Consider the following 16,596-nt stretch of genomic DNA (forward strand, 5'->3'; position numbering starts at 1 on the left):
GTCGAAAGGGAAGCCTCAACAAGCATCAAATCTTTTAAATTATTTCGTAAACCGATTCTCAAACAACGGTGTAACGGAACGGTTCTCCTGAATCCGCATGATGGCACGACCCATCAATGGGCCAACCGAAACAACGTCGAGTTTGTCCATGTGCTTGTCAGCTGGCAAATTGATTGAGTCAGTGACAACGACCTTTTCAATGGCCGAGTGGGTCAAGCGTTCAACCGCCGGGCCAGAGAAAATGGCGTGGGTTGCGGCAACCAGCACTTCAGTTGCGCCGGCATCTTTTAAGGCTTGAGCCGCCAGCGTGATGGTGCCGGCAGTGTCGATCATGTCGTCGATGATGATACATTGCTTGCCGGTCACATTACCAACAATGTTCATGACTTCAGCAACATTTGGCCGCGGACGCCGCTTGTCGATAATGGCAATTGGTGCTTTAAGAAATTCCGCTAACTTACGGGCGCGGGTAACACCGCCATGATCGGGCGAAACCACAACCGTATCGGCACCGTCATAATGATTACGCAAGAAGTAGTCAGCCAACAAAGGCGCGCCCACAAGGTGATCCACCGGAATATCGAAGAAGCCTTGAATTTGAGCAGCGTGCAAGTCAAGTGCCAGCACACGGGTCGCACCCGCGCGTTCAAGCATGTTGGCTACCAGTTTCGCCGTAATCGGTTCGCGTGAACGCGCTTTGCGATCCTGCCGCGCATAACCGTAGTAAGGCATTACAACATTGATGGTGTGGGCAGATGCCCGCCGCAACGCATCAATCATAATCAGCAATTCCATCAAGTTGTCATTCACTGGGCTGGATGTCGACTGGATCAGATAAACATCATCCCCACGAATACTTTCTTCGATGTTGATCTGAATCTCACCATCGCTAAAACGTTTCACTGAGGACTTCCCCAGCTTGACACCAACCTCAGCAGCAATTTTTTCTGCTAACGGCTTGTTCGAATTCAAGGCAAAAATCTTTAATCTCGGGTCACCGTATTGCTCAGACATAAGTCCCTCCACGAAATATTATAGGCTGCGAAAAATTGTTCCACAAAAAGCTTAGCGGATTGACGGAAAAAAGCAAGCACATGAGACGAATTATAACCTAATTCCAATCTGGATCGTTCGCGACCGGCAACCGTTTCCAGTAATCCTCTTTGGTTGTTTGCCGGGCACGAGCGATAGCCATTGCGTGAAACGGTACGTCTTTGGTAATGGTGGATCCGGCCGCGATAAAGCTGTGGTCTGCCACTTCAACCGGCGCAACGATATTCGAATTGGAGCCGATAAATGCATGATCGCCGATGGTACTTTCCCACTTTTTGACCCCGTCATAGTTGACGAATACCACGCCGCACCCTACGTTAATGTCAGTACCGAGTGTTGCGTTGCCGACATATGTGAGATGGCCAACCTTAGTGCGTGCACCGATTTTGGCCTTCTTAATTTCCACAAAGTTGCCCAAATGGACATATTCGCCAATGTCAGCATCCGGCCGCAAATGCGAGTTCGGACCGATGTCGCTGTGGGCATGCATGATGGCGTGTTCGATCGTTGAACTCGTGACCGTTACATCATTTTCCAGAGTGGCATCGACGAGTTCGGAATGCGTGCCAATGTGGCAATCTTCGCCGATCACGGTCTTACCTTTCAAATAAACGCCCGGTTCGATCACGGTGTCGGCGCCAATTTGAACATCTGAATCAATGTAGGTGGTTGCCGGATCGATTAAGGTAACGCCGTTGCGCATATGCTGTTCGTTGATCCGTTGTTGCATGATCCGAGTCGCCTTGGCCAGCGCGACCCGATCATTGACGCCTAGCGATTCGGTATAATCCGGCATTTGATATGCGGCTACCTTTTCACCGGCTTCACGCAAAATACCGAGAACATCCGGCAAATAATATTCGCCTTGCGCATTGTTGTTCTTAACCGAATGCAGTGCCTTAAACAGCGACTGATTATCGAAAACGTAAACACCTGTGTTGATTTCAGAAATGAGTGCCTCTTCTGGGGTGGCATCTTTTTGCTCGACGTTCTTGATGACATTGCCATCAGCGTCGCGAATAATCCGGCCATATCCAGTCGGGTCAGGTGCATTGGCCGTCAAAATAGTGGCTTTTGCGCCCTTGGCTTCATGATAGGCAAACAAGTCATTTAACGTTTTCGCGGTAAACAGTGGCGTGTCACCGCTGATGATCAACGTGGCACCGTCTTTTTGGCCTAATAACGGCTCAGCCTGCAAAACCGCATGACCGGTGCCAAGTTGCTCTTCTTGTAAAACAAATTTAGTCCGGTCCCCAAGCGTTTTCTCAACTGCTTCGGCACCGTGCCCCACGATCGTCACAATGGCGTCCGGATGAATCGCTTCAACCTGACTCACCACATGCTCAACCATGCTCTTACCACAAACCGGCTGTAAAACTTTATAATACTTCGACTTCATCCGCGTCCCCTTACCGGCCGCAAGAATGATGGTGAATTTCTTTGACATGCTAAAGCTCCATTCCTAATTGTCTTATTTCATAATAGACCAGCGCGAATGCGGTGACAACATGTAGAGCGCGAGCAGGAGCGCTTAGAAATCGGAGCATAAGTGGCCTCAAGCCTAAATGGCTGGTCTTTGGCCATTTAGGCTTGAGGTCCTTATGTGGAGATTTCTGCGACTGTGAGCGCGTTTTTGTATCGGAAAACTCAGGCCCGGGCTTAGGCCATCGCGCCCAAGGCCCTTATACGCAGACTTCTGCGCCGGTGAGCGCGTTTGAGAAAGCCGCAGAGAACCCAATAGCCTCTAACATACTACGTCAAGCTTAAGCTATTGCGACTAAGACCCTTATGTGCAAGCTCCCTAGTCCAGTAAACACTTTTTGAGACCAACCCCCATCCACACTCTCAAAGCCCAAACAAAAACAGACCCGCCTCACGACGAATCTGCCTACAAAACTACCCTTACTGCTCATTCTCAGCCGCATGTTGCTTAACATCATTCGGCACTTTCAACGTACTAATCTGAGTCGTATCCGCCCACGCATCATAGAAGAACCGATAATGCCGCGTGACCGTTTCCCAGATGAAGTTGAGAACAACCAAAATTGAGATAATGCCAAAAAATCCCAACGCGGCGAGATTAATTTCAGTCTGATGACCTAAAGCAAAATACTCAATCAAAAAATTGCTAGCGCCAATCAGGCTTGAATAAGCTAAGCCATATAACAAAGCTTCTCGCAACAGCAGCCGCCAAAAGCCAACCGGCCGGCCATCAGTACGAACGATTTTAATCCGAACCAGCCCCTTGCCTAAAGTCTGCCCGTCATTAAAAGCAGGCCAGATAACGAAAACAAAGAGCAATGGCAAAACCACTTCACTCAAGAAATCCGGTAACTGTGCTAACCCTAGCAAATGGAACAGGAACCTGATCATCAAGCCGACAATCGTACTTAATATTATAAAGTCAATGAAAAAAGCAACCAGGCGGCGCATCAACGTCACTCGAACGCCACGCGCCTGACTTTTGGCATCCATCGTATCCCGAGATGGCAACGCCCGCATGAAAATCGGGGCCAAAACGCCGCCAATCAAGCCGCCGGTGGTGTTAAGAATCAAATCGTCCACATCAAACAGTCGATACGGCCGCACATAGATGCCATACAGCCCTGACAACTGAGTCAGTTCAAAGAAAAGACTCAAGCCAAAACTCATCATGATGATCTGCGGTACAGTGCGCTTGAAATAATAGCGCAGATAAAAGCCGAACGGGATCGTCAAGACAACGTTAAAGAATGGCTGGATAAACGCGGATTGTTTCAACGCCGCTAACCACGTGTGCGGGTTGGTCGGGGAAAAGACCGTCGTGTGAATAAAGTAGCGCAAAGCCATGAACGGGGTCAGATTATATTTTGGCCCGGTAAACTGCGCCACCGCCTCGCGTGATGGAAGTGGTAAGATAATCAAAAAATAAGCCGATAATAGGTAAAATATGAACGAATAGATCACAATCGCGCGCCACCAGCTAAACGCACCGTAGCGCCGATAAACAATCACCAGAAACGGTAGCGCAAGCACCAATGCTAAAAACGGAAACGTGATCAGTGCCGTTTTAACCGGCCCGAGGTAAGCACTCATTGATGGCTCACCTCAAGTAGCTGCTGATTCTGACTAAGAAAGTTTCCGGCAGTGGCATGGAGGGTGTTCGCCTTGGTGTCGACCTTATCAACCCGAATCAGTGAAGTATATTCATTGACCATCCGATCGCCATCAAACTTGCCTTCCGCAAAGACGGTGATGCCAACCATTTCGGCGTTGAATTCGTCAATCAACGCCTTCATGCCATTGACCGTGCCGCCGCCTTTCATGAAGTCGTCGACAATCAGTACCCGCGAATTTGCCGGAAGACTACGCTTACTTAGCTCCATTTTCTCGATCCGCGCTGATGATCCGGAGACATAGTTGACGGAGACTGTCGAGCCCTCAGTAATCTTGGAATCGCGCCGCACGATGACGAACGGCACATTCAGATACTGGCTGACACTTTGGGCAATGGGAATACCCTTGGTTGCGACGGTCATCACCGCATCAACCTTGGCATCGCGATATTGGGTGGCAATCAACCGGCCAATTTGCCGTAACACACTTGGCGTTCCAAGCAAATCCGAAAGATAAACATACCCGCCTGGCAACAAGCGATCGGTTTCCGACAGCCGCTTAGCCATGGCGGAAATAAAGTTTTCGGCCTCATCTTCACCCATGATCGGGATGTACCGCACACCGCCTGCCGCTCCCGGAACCGTTTCAAGAATCCCGGTTTGCCGTTGCGCGAAGGTCCTTCTTACAATTGCCAGATCTTCACTAATCGAGGATTTGGCACTTTCATACCGCTTAGAAAAAAAAGTCAACGGTATCAGCGTATGCGGCCGTTCTAACAAGTACCTCGTCATATCAATCAAGCGATCACTGCGTCTTACTTTCATTAATCCCGCTCCTAACTCCGAATATTTAGCTCTATGTTAACATTACGTGATAATCTTACCCAGTATAAATGCTTTTACCGAAAATTTCGACCCTTTGACTCGATTTTCTCACCGAACGTTCGCATTTGTTCATTTTGATCCCTGCCGCCTCGCGAGTCGTATCAGTGGCCTCCCACCCATTTCTATATTAGAATGGTTACAAAGAAGGGTAGGGAAAAGTATGAATGCTTTTGAATTACACCACATGACTTTCGCGCCGACAAAAACGGCTATCCTGAATGATATCAATTTAGACATTCCTTGGGGGATTGATCTTACCATTGCCGGGCACTCCGGGTCGGGTAAAAGTACCTTGCTGCGCTTGCTTGCCACGTTACTGACGCCGACAAGCGGCACGATTTTGTATAATGACAAGCCTCAGTCTGATTACGATCCGATTCTGTATCGACGGGAGGTATCTTATTGCGCCCAGCAACCTGCCTTGTTTGGCGCCACCGTCGCCGATGATCTGCGTTTTCCATTCGCAATTCGCAACACTGAAATGCCGCGTGAACAAGCTGAAGCCGCACTGGAAAGCGTCGACCTGGCGAAGAGCATGCTTGACGCACCGACACAAAATCTGTCCGGCGGTGAGCGCCAACGGGTTGCTTTATTGCGTCATTTGTTCTTTCCGCCTAAAGTCCTGCTGCTGGATGAGGTCACGACTGGACTGGACCCGGACACCAAAGCCGTGATTCACGACCTGCTGGACCGCCAAAATAAAAAAGGAATCACCCTCGTCAGCGTGACCCATGACGAAGGCGAACTGCACATGGCAAAGAACCTCATGACACTGGTAGATGGCCAATTTGAGGAGGTGCCAACCGCATGAATAGTCAGTTAATTGTATCACCCTTAGCGCTTTTGTTGGCGTTAATCTTAGTGGTCATTGCGTTAACGATCAACTTAAAAGAAGAGTTGGGGATGACCAAAGACTTAATCGTTGGTGTCGTGCGTGCCGTCATCCAGCTAACCGTTGTCGGTTTTGTCTTGACCTATATCATTAAAGTCAACGCAGTTTGGTTAACGCTAGCTATGGTGGCCATCATTATTTTCAACGCGGCGTGGAACGCCAAAAAGCGGGCTGGCACCATCCCCGATGCCTTTGTCACCAGCTTGCTCGCCGTCACCACAGCAACCGGACTCACGCTGATCATGCTAGTTTCTGTCCGCGCCATTCGCTTCATTCCCGCACAGATTGTCCCGATCAGCGGCATGATTGCCAGTAACGTCATGGTGGCGACAGGTTTGGCATACCGCAGTCTGAACACCGAATTTACGGATCTGCGGCCGCAAGTTCTTGAACGCCTCGCTTTGGGCGCCACCCTCAAACAGGCCAGTCAAAAACTCATCGTCAACGCGATCAAAACCGGCATGGCGCCAACCATCGACTCGGCGAAAACAGTCGGACTCGTCAGCTTACCCGGCATGATGTCCGGTCTGATCTTTGCCGGCATTGATCCAACAAAAGCCATCATGTACCAGATCATGGTCACCTTCATGTTACTGGGAGCCACAAGCCTGGGCAGTTTCATTGCCGTTTATCGCAGTTATTCGCGCTTTTATAATGAGCAAAAGCAGTTACGGTAATCATCAGCTAGTTCGCATCAAGAAAGCGTAAAAAAACAACTCGTGCCATAATTCATGGCCGCAATGTAAAGACGAAGCCGCTACCCAAAAAATCGGGAGTGGCTTCGTCTTTGATTTTCGAATAACTAATTCGCTAAGAATGTTAAGATCGTAGTGCCAAAGCGGAGCAATCGGAGGCGGGGGCGGGCTCAGTGGTGAGATTGTACTAGCCGGGCGATCTTCCCGGCGTAGTACAAGGCCGAGCTTTGAAACCGCGGTTTTTGCGGGTTCAAAGTCGTGCCCACCACTCTAGCTTCGCGGTCGCCAGCCCCCGTCCCCGCCGGAGATTGCGGAGTTTGGCACGGCACAGAACTCATTGCCTCGGCTTTCCTAATTTTGGCCAAAATTTGGGGGACCGAGAACAGTGTGATTGAATTACGGCTCGGCACCTTTTTCACTCACGAAGTACTACAACATTCAGTAAGGATTTTCCATCTTGTTATCCGGTAAGTACGGGCCATATTCGACTTGAATGGTCGTGTGCGCGATGTCAAAGCTCTCCCGCAGTGACAGACTCAAGGCGTCTAGAAAGGCGTCGTTGCCTTCCGGTGTCGTCCGAACCACATGGACCGTCAGCGCCACATCAGTTGTGCTAAGTGCCCAGATGTGCAGATCGTGGCACGAAGCAACGGTCGGATACGCATTGACCAAGGTTTTGACGGCAATCGGGTCGATTTCCTTGGGAACGGCTGCCATGGCTAGGTTGACCGCATCCCGCAGTAGGTTCCACGTGCCAACCAAGACCACAATGGCGACCACAATCGACATGACCGGATCAAGCCATTCCCAGCCTGTCAGCATGATCAAGCCCCCGGCTAACACAACGCCCAGCGAAACGCCGGCATCGGCTGCCATATGCATGAACGCGCCGCGAATATTCAGATCGTGCTGCGAACCACTGTGGAAAAGGACTGCCGTCGCGCCGTTGACCAAAATCCCGACACCGGCAACCAGCATCATCCAGCCGCCTTCGACCGGTGCATTTTGCGACAGCCGGGTAATCGCTTCGACAATGATCGCGCCCATTGCTACTAGCAAAAAGGCGGCATTTGCCAAAGCGGCCAGAATCGATGAACTTTTGTAACCGTATGTACGCTGAACCGTCGGATGGCGATTGGACAGCCACTCGGCAAACCACGCCAGCCCTAAGCCTAAAACATCGCTCATATTGTGAATCGCATCGGCAACCAACGCAACCGAACCGATCCCGATCCCAAAAGCAATCTCCGCAATAATGTAAACCAGATTAAGCAAAATACCCCAAAAGAACGCCTTGTTTGGCTGAACCTGTTCCATATCGTCAATGCCTCATTTCTTACCCCATCATGGTTTAGTGATCCCTAAAAATCAACCCCTAAGCCCACGACCATTTGCCGGCAGACAAAATGGCCGCAACAAATAAACCTCGCGGCAGAAGCCTTTCATGCTGTTGTAAACGCGCATCGCCCGCGAATGTTTCTGGCAAAGGCCAAACACGGTCGGGCCGCTGCCGGACATCTGGGCAATCTCGGCACCATACTTCTCTAACCGATGTTTAAGCGCCGTCATCTCGGGATACCGACTGGCCGTAATCTTCTCCAGAGTATTCCCCATACCGCTGATCATTTGATTAAAATCGTGATTTTGAATCCCGGCGACGACACGCTGGGTATCCGGATGTTCAAGCCCGGCTTGATAGTCAATCGCATTGAGGATGGTTGGCGTTGACACTGATACGCGCGGCTTAGCTAACACCACCCAAAAGTTGGGCAAACTTCCCAACGGCGTCACGACATCCCCACGTCCCGTAACCAGCGACGTCTCCGAATAAACACAGTACGGGACATCGCTATCGACACTCAACCCGATACGCGCCAATTGCGAACGACTATAGCCTAACTCCCAAAGTGAATTCAGGCCGCGCAACACAGCAGCGGCATCACTTGATCCACCGCCCAGTCCAGCCGCAACCGGAATATGTTTTTCGATATGAATCCGCGCACCTTGGCGGATGTTGGCATGACGTTGTAACGCCAGTGCCGCTTTATAAGCCAGATTGCGCGGATCCTCCGGTAAAAAGCCGCTGTCCGTGGAAACCTTGATCGTGCGGCTCGGTTGAATCGTCACATAATCAGCCAAGTCGACTGATGTCATCACCATCTGCCACTCATGTTCGCCGTCAGCATGGCGATACAAGGCATCCAAACTGAGATTAATCTTGGCGGGTGCTTTTTCGATTAGTTCCATGCTAACCACCAGTCTTTGGCGATGCATACCTTTATAGCTACCAAAGTCTAGCTACAAGCGCCGTTGCATGCATCTACCGTATAGTTATTTTTAGTATACTGTTTTGCGTTGTGATTTTCATTGCCGGATTTTAAAAACGGCGTTAGAAGTTAACAGCAAGCAAAAAGCCCTGATGCAACATGCACCAAGGCCTCCTGAAATAAACGATTTAATCGTCGGTTACTATCTGAAATTATGACGCTTTCTCTTCGCCTTCGAAGGTGATCTTGATTGACTTGGTCAAAAGATCTGCGTAACTGTAAGAGACACGCTCGAACGCATTCTCACTTTGGTCAAGATCGACCACAAAAATAGCCGGATAGGTTTCCTTCAAGGTCCCCCGCCGCCGCGTCACTTTCTTGCGTCCAGCTTGTGCAACGACCGTTAAGTTCTCACCGATTTTCCCATCGAGCTTCCGTTTGATGCTTGCTAGTGTGATTGGCATGCACTTCACCTCTTAAGTAACATTCTATCACGAAAGCAAGAAATTTGCAATTATACCACGCACTCTTATTAATCGCAAGCAATAATAGAAGCGTAACAAATGCGTCGCGTCAGGCGTCAGCGCGCACGCCGAGCCCTTCTCCTCGCAACGCCGTATCCAGCCGGGCAAAGTCGGCAATTGCCAACTGCTCCGCCCGCGTTTCCGGCGCAATGTTTGCAGCTGCCAGTGCTTTGCGAATCGCTGGCCTGTTTTCCTTGCCAAATAATGCAACAAGGTTGTTCCAAAGCGTTTTCCGTCGGGATGCAAAGGCGCCGCGTACCAAGCGATCGAAACTGTCTGGGTTTGTGACGTCTGCTAATGGCTCGGATCGTTGGGTTAACGTCACAATCGCCGAATCGACATTAGGGGCCGGGACAAAGGCATGGCGGCTGACTGTGAAAGCTGTCGTTACATCTGCCACCAACTGCACCGCAATGCTCAAGCTGCCGTAATCTTTTGACCCCGGGGCCGCACTCAGCCGCGCTGCTACTTCTTTTTGCATCATCACAGTCATGCTGTGCAGCGGCAACCGTGCCCGCAACAGGTGCAACAAAATCGGCGTCGTGATGTAGTACGGTAAATTAGCAACCACCTTCAGCGTATGCTTCCCGTCAAAATGCTCAGCCACCAGCGCGCTTAAATCGGTTTTCAAAACATCTTCATTCACCACTGCGGTATTAGGATAATCGGCCAGCGTTTCGGCCAAAATCGGCAGCAGGCGCTCGTCAATTTCCAACGCCACCACCTGATGGGCGCTTTCGGCAAGAAACTGGGTCAAGGCACCAATGCCTGGTCCGATTTCAATCACATCATCCTGTGACGACAAATCGGCAGCTGCGACAATTTTTTGCAAAATCTGCGGATCGGTCAGAAAGTTCTGGCCTAAGCCTTTGCGCATGCGAAACCCGTGGCGCTTTAAAATGGCATTGGTCACTGCCGGCTGTGCGACTTTTTCACGCATGGTCATCTTGGCCTCCATTCACCTGATCCAGTGCCGCAAAAAAGGCAGCCCGACTGATGCGGAACTCAGTCAAGCGGCGTAATAGCTGTTTGCCATTTGTGTAGCCGATGTGCAACAACTCGCCCAGCTGCTCGCGACGGTGCCGCGATCCATCGCCGCCGATCAAATGCGCAGCTAACAGGTCCTGCTGGCTGATGATTTGTGGCGCATCCGGCACTTCGGTAAATAAATGCTGAAGCGCTGCCCGCAATGCTGCCGGGGTCGCATGTTCGATACCCAGCGACCCTTTATGTGCCGGGACGCCTTCTGCCCGCGGCAAAAAAGCGTGAGTCACGCCAGGAACGGCTCGCGAAATTGTTTTGCGGATCTTCTCACCGGGGAAATCCGGATCGGTAAGGACAATCACCCCGCGTTTGGCCTGAGCCTGGCGAATGCGCGCCAAAGTGGCGTCATCAATCGCACTGCCGCGAGTTTCAATGGTATCAATATCGCCAAAAGTTTCTTTTAATCTTTTCGTATCATCGCGGCCTTCTACGACCACAATTTGTTTAATGGTTGTCATGCGTCTTCCTTTAATCTGAAAATTCGGTGGGCATTGTCCCAAGTCTGTTGGGCAATCACGTCTGGGGTGGTGTCGCGTAATTTTGCCAAAGCTTCAACCACATACCGCGTGTAGCCCGGTTGATTCTGCCGGCCGCGGTACGGTGTCGGCGTCAAGTATGGCGCATCGGTTTCTACCAATAAGCGGTCACTGGGAATTATTTTGGCACTGGCATGCTCTTCCGGCGCATTTTTGAAGCTGACAATGCCGGAATAAGAGATGTACAGGCCCAAATCCAAAAAGTGTCGCGCCCATTCGGCATCACCGGTGAAACTATGCATGATCGCACCAAATTGCTCGACATGCGCTGCTTTTAAAATATCGTAAGTATCTTCAAACGCATCACGACTATGAATCGACACCGGCATGTGCAGGGAATGAGCCAATTCTAACTGACGGCGAAACACGCGGCGTTGGATCTCGCGCGGGGAGGTGTCCCAGTGATAATCCAGTCCGATCTCTCCTAACGCCACCACTTTGGGATCCGCCAACTGCTTTAACAGCAGCGCTTCTTTTGCTGCATCGTAATTCTGACTCGACTCGGGATGCCAGCCGACAATGGCGTATAAGTTGGGATACTCATGGGCTAACTTCAAAGCGCCAGCATTCAACGCCGTGTCGGAGCCAACAATCGCCATTTTTTTCACGCCTAGCTGCCGCGCTGCCTCAATGTAATCGGCTTCCTTGCCGCGATAAGGGGTGTCATTTAAGTGGGTATGCGAATCGAAAATATTCATGCAATCACTGCTTTCTTTCTGCTTCTGCCATTAATGGCGGCAACAAACGGATCACCTGACTCGGCTTCTTAGCGGCAAACAAGTGTTGTAACTGCGCCACTGGTGACTGGGTCAACGCGCGGATCAACTGGGCGATTCGCATTGGCTGCTCCTTAGCGACGGGATTCATCAACATAAACGCCCACTCAACCGGCAGTATGCGGCTAACGTCTGCCAGATCCTTAAACGCAATGGGAATTTCAAAGTGAACCACGACCAATCGCCCTTGCTGCACTAAATCGCCTTCCAGATGCGGAATCGCAATGTTTGGCAGCCGATCGGCAATCTGATTCAGCTGCATACCGGATGGAAACGTCTGCTCCCGGGCGATCAGCGCCGCTTTGCCTGCTGGCAGCATCACCTTTTGGGCCACGAGCTCGTGACTGATGACATTAAAAAAGTCCTCTTGCGTCGGCGTGTTCAAAAAGTATACCAACGGGGTTGTGCTAAATTCAGCCAAGCTTTTCACCTATCTTTTCATAAACTCGATATGGTTAGAGTATAGCACGCTACTTGCTGTTCCTCATGATCGGCTCCACTTTTGGTTAAAGCTTCTATTATTCACCCATTTTCTTGGAGTTTCATGAAAATCCTCGGCGAAAAATGTCTATTGTTGTCATTTTGTTCTATACTGATTTTGTACTGAACATTTAAGGATTACCTAGGAGGTATTTTTACATGTCTGTTAAACTTACTGCTGGTCAGTTAGCACATTTGAAGCAATTGTCCAATGATGACAATGTGATCTCAGCATTAGCCATCGACCAACGCGGTTCCCTGAAGAAGATGCTTGCAGCCGCTGCCAACAAGCCGGCTGATGAAACCACCATCGTTGATTTCAAAAAGGCTGTTTCTGAAGAATTAACCAAATACGCCAGTGCCATTCTGCTTGATCCAGAATATGGCTTACCGGCTGCCAAGGTGCGCGATCCTAAGTCCGGTCTATTACTTTCTTATGAAAAGACCGGCTACGATGCCACCGAACCTGGCCGCTTCCCTGATTTGATCGACAACCAGAGTGCCTTGCGCATCAAGAATGAAGGCGGCGACGCGGTTAAGTTCTTGCTGTACATTGATCCGGATGAACCAGACTCAATCAACGATCGCAAGTACGCCTTTGTTGAACGTGTCGGTGCCGAAGCTAAGGCCAACGACCTGCCGTTGTTCCTTGAATTGGTTTCTTACGATGGTAAGACCAACGAAACCGGCACCGCTGCATGGGCCAAGGCTAAGCCAGAAAAGGTTATCAAGATCACCAAGGAATTCAGCAAGCCACAATACAATGTTTCCGTTTTGAAGCTTGAAGTTCCGGTTGACCAGAAGTTTGTTGAAGGCTATACCGACGAAGGTGTGACCCCGGTTTACAGCAAAGAAGAAGCTGCTAAGTACTACAAGGCACAATCCGATGCAACGGATCTGCCATTCATCTTCTTGTCTGCTGGTGTTTCCAACGAATTGTTCCTTGAAGAACTCAAATTCGCCAAGGAAGCAGGTTCAACCTTTAATGGTGTCCTTTGCGGCCGGGCAACCTGGAAGCCAGGCGTTAAGCCATTTGCTGCTGAAGGCGAAGCTGCCGGCAAGAAGTGGCTGGAAACCGATGGCAAAGCTAACATCGATCGTTTGAACAAGGTTTTGGCTGAAACCGCCACTCCTTGGACGGACAAGGTTGAAGGTTAGTTCTGATAAATAAGTAAGCAAGAAGGCTGGCCGCATTGAGGTCAGCCTTTTTCATTGCAAAAGAACGATCACATTTACGAAAATTTTCACTAACCATTGCAGCCCACTGATACAGTGGTAGACTAATCATGAATGCGGTTTCTTATACTAGGAGGTAGTATGGTTTGATCACAATTGAAAATAATCAATTCAAAGCGGGCATTGCCGAGCGCGGTGCCGAGTTGCAGTCATTAGTCAACAAAAGTGACAATTACGAGTACATCTGGAATGGTGATAAAACATTTTGGAATCGTCATGCGCCAATTCTTTTCCCTGCGATTGGTAAATCGAATGAGGATCAGTATCGCTTAGGGGCAAAAACATTCCCGATGAGCCAACATGGCTTTGCCCGAGATTACGATTTTGACGTCAGCGATAAAAGTGATTCAGCAGTGACCTTTACGCAACATCAAAGCGCCGAGACGTTGAAAAAGTTCCCGTTTAAATATACGTTAGCCGTCACCTACATGTTGACCAAAGACGGGCTCAGTATTCATTACACCGTGACCAATGACGACAAGGATTCAATGCCGTTTGCACTAGGCTTCCATCCGGCGTTCAATGTGGCGTTAAAGGCTGATGGCAGCTTTGATGATTATGATCTTACGGTTGAACCGCTGAATAGTCCCTTGCAGCGGTTTGGTATCGGGCCGGTGCCATTTCGTAATGGCGACGTTGAGGACATCCCCGGCGCAGAAGGCAATAAACTGCCATTGACGCACGAGTTGCTAGATGGCGGCTTGGTCATCCTCGCCAACAGCGAAATCATGAAAGCGACCCTATCATCTCCGCACCATGATCACAGCGTCACGCTCGATATCAATGACTTCCCTTACCTCACCATCTGGAGTCCTGAACATAAAAAGGCACCATTCATTGCCGTTGAGCCATTTGACGGCCTGCCTGACCAAGCCGGCGAACCCTCCGACTGGTACACCAAGCTTGGCAACACCACCTTGTCAGCAGGCGCCAATAAGCAATTGGCGTTGAAGATCGCTTTAAAGTAAACATCTGTTTTTAGCGTTCGAGTTATCATGCTTGTTGAATGATTTTGATTCACTGAGCTCCAACCGATACGCCAGCTTTAGGCTATTAGTTCCATGTCGCGCCAAACTCCGCAATCTCCGGCCAGAGGGTGCTGGAACGTGGTGGGCACGACTTTAAGCCTCAGCAAAACCGGCTGAGTCTTAAAGCTCGGCCTTGTACTACGCCGGGAAGATCGCCCGGCTAGTACAATCTCACCACTGAGCCCCCTCTGGCCTACGATTGCTCCGCTTTGGCACTTATATCTTAAAATTTCTGACGAATTGCCCATGAAGAGACAGAGGGCGAACGAAATTCTGATAACGGAATTTTGTTCGCCCTTTTCTTATGGATGTGGATCACGACTGAACTTCTTACAAGCCTTCACACTTTCCGCTATTTCCACCCGGCTGTCGAAATTTAACCAAATGCACCAGAACATCAGCACAGTTGCGGTAAAATAAAAGCATATTGGCGAAAGGGATGATTCCAGATGCACATTGCACTTATCGACGATCAAGCAGCGACCCGCGAAGCAACCGTTAAAATGATCCAACAGTTGGCTCAGCCGTCGCAGCCGTTGCAGGTGGCAGCTTATGCAAGTGCGGAACAGTTCCTTTTCGCCGAACAGACGCCGGATCTTCTTTTGCTGGACATCAAGCTCGGCTCGGGGATGGACGGCATGTCGCTTGCCAAAAAAATCCGCCAACACGATCCTGACACCGCCATCGCTTTTGTCAGTAACTACGACGAATTCGTTTTTGACGGCTATGATGTCAACGCCATCGACTACATCATCAAACCGCTCACCAAAGAGAAGCTGCAGCATCTGATTGATAAAACTGCAGCCCGCACACAGCCTAAGTTGTTGCCGCTGCAAACACCCAACGGCCTCACCCGTGTGCCGCTTTACGACATTAGCGCCATCGAAGTGACCGATCATCGGCTGCAAGTCCATACTCAGAAAACAACGTACACCGTGAGCGGCCAATTGAAAGACTTGTTGCCGCGCTTAGATGACAACTTCATTCAAATCTACCGGTCCATCGTCATCAACCTCAACTTTTTATCTCAGCTCGATCACCACACCGTTGTAATGGCGGACGGGACGACTTATCCCGTTTCCCGACAACAGGCGCCGGTGGTTAAGCAAGCCTTTTTCAAACATTTTCGGGGGCTGACAGATGACAGTGAATGATTGGATCGGCCTCGGCGCGTTTCTGTTGCTGACAGTGGGCTGTTGCTGGCAGTTATGGTGGATCTTTCGCCGCCAGCAAAATTGGCCCGTCCGCTGGTTGAATCTCGCCATCGTCGCGGTTGCACTTGGCAGCTGGTGGCTTTGGCCGCAGCCGATCGTGCGTGTTTTACTTTTTGTCGGCACGGTTCTGGCAGGCAGCTTGGAATTTGTCTTGATTCGCCAGTTTCTCAGCGATCAGGACGCGGTGTTTGCGCGCAGTCTGGATAAAATGATGGCCCAGTACTCGCAGGAAGTGCAGGAGCTGTACGCGAACATGCGCGGCTGGCGACACGATTATCATGACCACCTGCAGGCTTTAAAAGCTTACCTAGACAACCAAGACACGACCGGCGCGCGCCAATATTTGGATGAACTGGAAGATAAACTGGACGCCGTTGATCCGCTCGTCCACTCCGGCAATGCCATGCTCGACGCCATCGTTAACGCGAAACTCACATTAGCAGAACGCCTGCAGATTCCGGTTAACGAAAAAGTGATCGTGGGGAACACGCCGCTTATCAAAGATGTGGACTTGGTGGTCATTTTAGGCAACTTGCTGGATAATGCCATTGAAGCCATCACTGAACAACCAGCTGATGAAAAGCGCCAGCTGCGCCTTTATATCGGCATTGTGAAACAACAGTTTTACATCTCCGTCACCAATACCCGTCCGGCTGACCAGGTGATTGACTATCAGTACGCCTCCACCAAAAGCGATAAACGCGGCCTCGGGATTCGGCGGGTGAATAAGCTCGTCGCCAAGTACGACGGGATGATCAACCGCCAATATGAGGATGAGGTATTCGTCACTGAAATTGCGATTCCCATTCACGCAGTCAAACCGACCACTCACGCATAATTTGCGTCAGCGCGTCGGTTTTTTGGTAGGTTA

At 50.3% G+C, this 16,596-nt stretch carries 17 protein-coding genes; 6 read left to right on the forward strand and 11 right to left on the reverse strand.

Going from position 1 to position 16,596, the window contains the following annotated elements; genetic code table 11:
• Positions 1-39: 39 nt before the first annotated feature.
• The 4 genes from LHUE1_RS03400 to purR form a co-directional block, all read right to left on the reverse strand.
• The gene (locus LHUE1_RS03400) at positions 40-1,014 is read right to left on the reverse strand and encodes a ribose-phosphate diphosphokinase (RefSeq protein WP_003567718.1); all 975 of its coding nucleotides are present in this window, start codon (positions 1,012-1,014) and stop codon (positions 40-42) included.
• A gap of 97 nt (positions 1,015-1,111) precedes the next feature.
• On the reverse strand, positions 1,112-2,500 hold the full coding sequence (gene glmU, locus LHUE1_RS03405; protein WP_049169003.1) for a bifunctional UDP-N-acetylglucosamine diphosphorylase/glucosamine-1-phosphate N-acetyltransferase GlmU: 1,389 nt from the start codon (positions 2,498-2,500) through the stop codon (positions 1,112-1,114).
• Between the two features lie 455 nt (positions 2,501-2,955).
• Positions 2,956-4,128 (reverse strand): VanZ family protein, encoded by a 1,173-nt coding sequence (locus tag LHUE1_RS03410; RefSeq protein WP_049169002.1) that lies wholly within the window; start codon positions 4,126-4,128, stop codon positions 2,956-2,958.
• On the reverse strand, positions 4,125-4,973 hold the full coding sequence (purR, locus tag LHUE1_RS03415; protein WP_039639926.1) for a pur operon repressor: 849 nt from the start codon (positions 4,971-4,973) through the stop codon (positions 4,125-4,127). The genes LHUE1_RS03410 and purR overlap by 4 nt, the downstream gene beginning before the upstream one ends.
• Positions 4,974-5,193: 220 nt before the next feature.
• Between purR and LHUE1_RS03420 the strand changes: the two genes are divergently transcribed.
• The gene (locus LHUE1_RS03420) at positions 5,194-5,844 is read left to right on the forward strand and encodes an ABC transporter ATP-binding protein (protein ID WP_049169001.1); all 651 of its coding nucleotides are present in this window, start codon (positions 5,194-5,196) and stop codon (positions 5,842-5,844) included.
• Entirely contained in the window at positions 5,841-6,602 is a 762-nt protein-coding gene (locus tag LHUE1_RS03425; RefSeq protein WP_049169000.1) for an ABC transporter permease, read from the forward strand. The genes LHUE1_RS03420 and LHUE1_RS03425 overlap by 4 nt, the downstream gene beginning before the upstream one ends.
• A gap of 456 nt (positions 6,603-7,058) precedes the next feature.
• On the opposite strand, the gene LHUE1_RS03430 is transcribed toward LHUE1_RS03425, so the two are convergent.
• The 7 genes from LHUE1_RS03430 to LHUE1_RS03460 form a co-directional block, all read right to left on the reverse strand.
• Positions 7,059-7,937: a cation diffusion facilitator family transporter gene (locus tag LHUE1_RS03430; protein ID WP_049169303.1), complete on the reverse strand. Its 879-nt coding sequence runs from the start codon at positions 7,935-7,937 to the stop codon at positions 7,059-7,061.
• 51 nt (positions 7,938-7,988) lie between these two features.
• Positions 7,989-8,867, reverse strand: a complete 879-nt coding sequence (gene ispE, locus LHUE1_RS03435; protein WP_047107122.1) for a 4-(cytidine 5'-diphospho)-2-C-methyl-D-erythritol kinase — start codon at positions 8,865-8,867, stop codon at positions 7,989-7,991.
• A gap of 232 nt (positions 8,868-9,099) precedes the next feature.
• A complete protein-coding gene (locus LHUE1_RS03440) occupies positions 9,100-9,351 on the reverse strand; it encodes a Veg family protein (RefSeq protein ID WP_010490958.1) in 252 nt (83 codons plus the stop codon).
• A gap of 109 nt (positions 9,352-9,460) precedes the next feature.
• The gene (rsmA, locus tag LHUE1_RS03445; protein ID WP_049169306.1) at positions 9,461-10,357 is read right to left on the reverse strand and encodes a 16S rRNA (adenine(1518)-N(6)/adenine(1519)-N(6))-dimethyltransferase RsmA; all 897 of its coding nucleotides are present in this window, start codon (positions 10,355-10,357) and stop codon (positions 9,461-9,463) included.
• Positions 10,344-10,913 carry a ribonuclease M5 gene (gene rnmV, locus LHUE1_RS03450; protein ID WP_049169308.1) on the reverse strand — a complete coding sequence of 190 codons (570 nt, stop codon included), beginning with the start codon at positions 10,911-10,913 and terminating at the stop codon, positions 10,344-10,346. The genes rsmA and rnmV overlap by 14 nt, the downstream gene beginning before the upstream one ends.
• On the reverse strand, positions 10,910-11,689 hold the full coding sequence (locus LHUE1_RS03455; protein ID WP_049169310.1) for a TatD family hydrolase: 780 nt from the start codon (positions 11,687-11,689) through the stop codon (positions 10,910-10,912). The genes rnmV and LHUE1_RS03455 overlap by 4 nt, the downstream gene beginning before the upstream one ends.
• 4 nt (positions 11,690-11,693) lie before the next feature.
• On the reverse strand, positions 11,694-12,188 hold the full coding sequence (locus tag LHUE1_RS03460) for a PTS sugar transporter subunit IIA (protein ID WP_049169314.1): 495 nt from the start codon (positions 12,186-12,188) through the stop codon (positions 11,694-11,696).
• Positions 12,189-12,406: 218 nt separating this feature from the next.
• Here LHUE1_RS03460 and LHUE1_RS03465 point away from each other — a divergent pair, with 218 nt between their 5' ends.
• The 4 genes from LHUE1_RS03465 (at position 12,407) to LHUE1_RS03480 (ending at position 16,563) form a co-directional block, all read left to right on the forward strand.
• On the forward strand, positions 12,407-13,405 hold the full coding sequence (locus LHUE1_RS03465) for a tagatose 1,6-diphosphate aldolase (protein WP_047107117.1): 999 nt from the start codon (positions 12,407-12,409) through the stop codon (positions 13,403-13,405).
• Between the two features lie 164 nt (positions 13,406-13,569).
• Positions 13,570-14,451 carry an aldose 1-epimerase family protein gene (locus LHUE1_RS03470; protein WP_049169217.1) on the forward strand — a complete coding sequence of 294 codons (882 nt, stop codon included), beginning with the start codon at positions 13,570-13,572 and terminating at the stop codon, positions 14,449-14,451.
• Between the two features lie 509 nt (positions 14,452-14,960).
• Positions 14,961-15,665: a LytR/AlgR family response regulator transcription factor gene (locus LHUE1_RS03475; protein ID WP_217774479.1), complete on the forward strand. Its 705-nt coding sequence runs from the start codon at positions 14,961-14,963 to the stop codon at positions 15,663-15,665.
• On the forward strand, positions 15,652-16,563 hold the full coding sequence (locus LHUE1_RS03480; RefSeq protein WP_049172880.1) for a sensor histidine kinase: 912 nt from the start codon (positions 15,652-15,654) through the stop codon (positions 16,561-16,563). Before LHUE1_RS03475 ends, LHUE1_RS03480 begins: the two co-directional genes overlap by 14 nt.
• The last annotated feature ends 33 nt before the right edge of the window (positions 16,564-16,596 follow it).

It is taken from the genome of Lacticaseibacillus huelsenbergensis (genome assembly GCF_029726355.1).
In the GTDB taxonomy this organism is placed as follows: Bacteria; Bacillota; Bacilli; order Lactobacillales; family Lactobacillaceae; genus Lacticaseibacillus; species Lacticaseibacillus casei.

Bases quoted from the DNA above. Each gene is read 5' to 3' on its own strand.
- LHUE1_RS03400 (WP_003567718.1), bottom strand. From the start codon at position 1,014: ATGTCTGAGCAATACGGTGACCCGAGATTAAAGATTTTTGCCTTGAAT.
- glmU (WP_049169003.1), bottom strand. From the start codon at position 2,500: ATGTCAAAGAAATTCACCATCATTCTTGCGGCCGGTAAGGGGACGCGG.
- LHUE1_RS03410 (WP_049169002.1), bottom strand. From the start codon at position 4,128: ATGAGTGCTTACCTCGGGCCGGTTAAAACGGCACTGATCACGTTTCCG.
- purR (WP_039639926.1), bottom strand. From the start codon at position 4,973: ATGAAAGTAAGACGCAGTGATCGCTTGATTGATATGACGAGGTACTTG.
- LHUE1_RS03420 (WP_049169001.1), top strand. From the start codon at position 5,194: ATGAATGCTTTTGAATTACACCACATGACTTTCGCGCCGACAAAAACG.
- LHUE1_RS03425 (WP_049169000.1), top strand. From the start codon at position 5,841: ATGAATAGTCAGTTAATTGTATCACCCTTAGCGCTTTTGTTGGCGTTA.
- LHUE1_RS03430 (WP_049169303.1), bottom strand. From the start codon at position 7,937: ATGGAACAGGTTCAGCCAAACAAGGCGTTCTTTTGGGGTATTTTGCTT.
- ispE (WP_047107122.1), bottom strand. From the start codon at position 8,867: ATGGAACTAATCGAAAAAGCACCCGCCAAGATTAATCTCAGTTTGGAT.
- LHUE1_RS03440 (WP_010490958.1), bottom strand. From the start codon at position 9,351: ATGCCAATCACACTAGCAAGCATCAAACGGAAGCTCGATGGGAAAATC.
- rsmA (WP_049169306.1), bottom strand. From the start codon at position 10,357: ATGACCATGCGTGAAAAAGTCGCACAGCCGGCAGTGACCAATGCCATT.
- rnmV (WP_049169308.1), bottom strand. From the start codon at position 10,913: ATGACAACCATTAAACAAATTGTGGTCGTAGAAGGCCGCGATGATACG.
- LHUE1_RS03455 (WP_049169310.1), bottom strand. From the start codon at position 11,689: ATGAATATTTTCGATTCGCATACCCACTTAAATGACACCCCTTATCGC.
- LHUE1_RS03465 (WP_047107117.1), top strand. From the start codon at position 12,407: ATGTCTGTTAAACTTACTGCTGGTCAGTTAGCACATTTGAAGCAATTG.
- LHUE1_RS03475 (WP_217774479.1), top strand. From the start codon at position 14,961: ATGCACATTGCACTTATCGACGATCAAGCAGCGACCCGCGAAGCAACC.
- LHUE1_RS03480 (WP_049172880.1), top strand. From the start codon at position 15,652: ATGACAGTGAATGATTGGATCGGCCTCGGCGCGTTTCTGTTGCTGACA.